Raw genomic sequence first — 2,582 nt, 5'->3', positions numbered from 1 at the left:
GACCCGGTGAAAGGGTCTTCGCCAGGATCGACCCGACCCAGGCGCATTTCTTCGACAAGGCAAGCGGCAAGTCGCTTGAGGTGAGACTCTGATGGCCCATATCCAGCTCAAGAACATCTCGAAGACCTTCGGCAACCACACGGCGCTCACCGGGCTCGATCTCGATATTGCCGATGGCGAGTTCTTCGTGCTGCTGGGCGAGACGGGCGCCGGCAAGACGACGACGCTGCGGCTTATCGCCGGCCTGGAGAAGCCCAGCGAAGGCCAGGTCTTCATCGACGGCGTCGACGTTGCCGACTGGGGTGCGGCCGAGCGTGACGTGGCGCTGGTGCTGCAGCAATATTCGCTCTATCCGCGCTACACGGTGCGCGAAAATCTCGAATTCCCGCTGAAGCCGAAAATTCGCCGGCTGCCCGACGCCGAGATCAAGGACCGTGTCGACCGTGCCGCCCGTACGCTGCGGATCGAGCATCTGCTCGACCGCAAGACGGATCGGCTGTCCGGCGGCGAGATGCAGCGCGTCTCGATCGGCCGCGCCATCGTGCGCAAGCCGCGTGTGTTCCTGATGGACGAGCCGCTGTCTGCGCTCGACGCCAAGCTGCGCGAGGCGCTGCGGACTGAACTGAAGAACCTGCAGATACAGCTCGGCGCCACCTTCCTGTTCGTCACCCACGATCAGATCGAGGCGATGTCGATGGGTGACAAGGTCGGCGTGCTCAACCATGGCCGAATCGTCCAGACCGGCACACCGCATGAGATCTACAACAATCCACGCGACACCTATGTGGCGAGCTTCGTCGGCTCGCCGCCGATGAACCTCATCGACGGCAAGCTCGTGAACGGCCGCGCGGTGATGGCGCCGCTGAATTTCGAATTGCCTTTTTCAGGGGGAGCCAAAGCGGGCGGGGCGACCGACGGTCGCCCGCTCGTCTTCGGCATTCGTCCCGAGGACGTCTATCTCGAGAGCGGCGCGCCGGTCGAGGCGCGTGTCCACGACGTCGAGAACCACGGCGTAGAAAAGATCCTGACGCTGCGCGTCGGCGACGCGACACTGCGTGCAACCGTGCCGGCCAGGACCGACGTCGCCATCGAGCTGGCGGTGCGCTTTGCCTGGAACCCCGACAAGGTGGTGCTGTTCGACAAGGGCAGCGGCGTCAGCTTGCGTCACGCCTCGTAGCCGCATCCCAGCCTATTTCTGGAAGTAGGTTTCGTAGGGCGTGTCGTTGATCAGCAGGATCACGCATTCCGTGTCGGAGACGCAGGCGTCGTCATGCATCTCATTGGCTTTCTGGGTCCAGTAGGATCCAGGAGGCAGTTCGACCTTGGTCGCCTCGCCGCCATCCATCTGCCAGTGCGCCCACATCCCCTTTATGACCACCGCACGGTAATCCGCGGTGTGCGCATGGACCGGTGCGCGCCAGTTGCCGGGAACCTTCAGCAACGTGCCTGCCGGACCCTTGGCCCGCTCGCCCCACAATGGGCCAAGACGATGCGGCTGGTCGGGTACTTCCGCCACATAGGGGATCTTGTCGGCCGGCAGGTAGCTGTCCTCGAGGGCAAAGGCGCGCCCGGGAACCGCAAGCATGACGGCGAGTGCGATGAGCTTCGGATGATTTGGCATTGGTTCTCCTCTTCGGACCGGCTTGCCGCCGGCCTCTCGCTGCCTGGTTCTGGCAAGCTATTGCATGCGGGTGGCCCGGCAATGGCATTGCGTCCGGAAGGCTTGGCAATTCATCCAGACCCGGCGATCCACGGCCGCGCTGCGGATGGTGCCGATGCGATTGATGCCGCGCGCCATGTCGATCATCCTGACCGGCGTTTCGCTGGCGACCGTCTGTGCGGCGCCGGTCGGCGCCTATGTCGGTGACATCTGGGGCTGGCGCACGGCCTTCATGATTGCGACCGTGGTCGCCGCCCTGGCGCTGCTGGTGCAGCTGGCCACCATTCCGAAATTGCCCCCCCGTGGGTGTGGCAAGCTTCCGCACCTTGCTCCACGTGCTGAAGCGTCCGTCGATCCGGGTGGCGCTGCTGGTCGTGCTGCTGGTCGCTTCGGGACACTTTGCCGGCTTCACCTATGTCCGTCCCTTCCTCGAGAAGGTCCCCGTGCTCGACATCGAGACGATCTCGCTGGTGCTGCTGGCCTATGGCATTGGCGGCTTCTTCGGCAATGTCGCCGGCGGCATCCTGGCCGAGCGCAGCCTCAAGGCAGCCGTTGGGCTGGCGCCCTTGCTGATCGCACCGGCCGCCGCCTCGATGCTGGTTTTCGGAGCTTCGCCGACGATCGCCGCTGCCGCCGTTGCGGTCTGGGGCTTTGCTTTCGGCGCCGTTCCGGTCGGGCTGCAGAGCTGGCTGGTGCGGGCAGCACCCGACCAGGCAGAAAGCGCCGGCGGACTGATGGTGGCGACGTTCCAGGTGGCGATCGCGCTCGGCGCCGTCTTCGGCGGCCTGCTGGTCGACCACACCGGCGTCGCCAGTGCCTTCGCCCATTGCGGCGCGGCGACATTGCTGGCGGCCAGCGTGGTGTTCCTGCGCGGCCCGAAGCAGGCCGAGTAGCCTCGCCGCAATCAGGCTTCCCTGACACC

The 2,582-nt window shown here is 65.3% G+C and carries 2 protein-coding genes and 1 pseudogene; 2 read left to right on the top strand and 1 reads right to left on the bottom strand.

Annotated features, from left to right (window positions below):
* Positions 1-91 precede the first annotated feature (91 nt).
* Positions 92-1,177: an ABC transporter ATP-binding protein gene (locus tag EN884_RS32545; RefSeq protein WP_128360988.1), complete on the top strand. Its 1,086-nt coding sequence runs from the start codon at positions 92-94 to the stop codon at positions 1,175-1,177.
* Positions 1,178-1,189: 12 nt separating this feature from the next.
* Here EN884_RS32545 and EN884_RS32540 read toward each other — a convergent pair whose 3' ends face one another.
* Complete coding sequence (locus EN884_RS32540; RefSeq protein ID WP_013529500.1) at positions 1,190-1,621, bottom strand: DUF4437 domain-containing protein; 432 nt, start codon at positions 1,619-1,621, stop codon at positions 1,190-1,192.
* A 136-nt stretch (positions 1,622-1,757) separates the two neighbouring features.
* Between EN884_RS32540 and EN884_RS32535 the strand changes: the two are divergent.
* Positions 1,758-2,553: pseudogene (locus tag EN884_RS32535) on the top strand (MFS transporter); the annotation flags it as partial.
* Positions 2,554-2,582: the final 29 nt, after the last annotated feature.

It is taken from the genome of Mesorhizobium sp. M7A.F.Ca.AU.001.01.1.1, assembly GCF_004022735.1.
Taxonomy (GTDB): domain Bacteria; phylum Pseudomonadota; class Alphaproteobacteria; order Rhizobiales; family Rhizobiaceae; genus Mesorhizobium; species Mesorhizobium ciceri.
The sequence above is the reverse complement of the archived record's forward strand: the minus strand, read 5'-3'. Positions and strand labels throughout refer to the sequence as shown.

Coding starts and splice junctions, on each gene's coding strand:
- EN884_RS32545 (WP_128360988.1), top strand. CDS start 92: ATGGCCCATATCCAGCTCAAGAACATCTCGAAGACCTTCGGCAACCAC.
- EN884_RS32540 (WP_013529500.1), bottom strand. CDS start 1,621: ATGCCAAATCATCCGAAGCTCATCGCACTCGCCGTCATGCTTGCGGTT.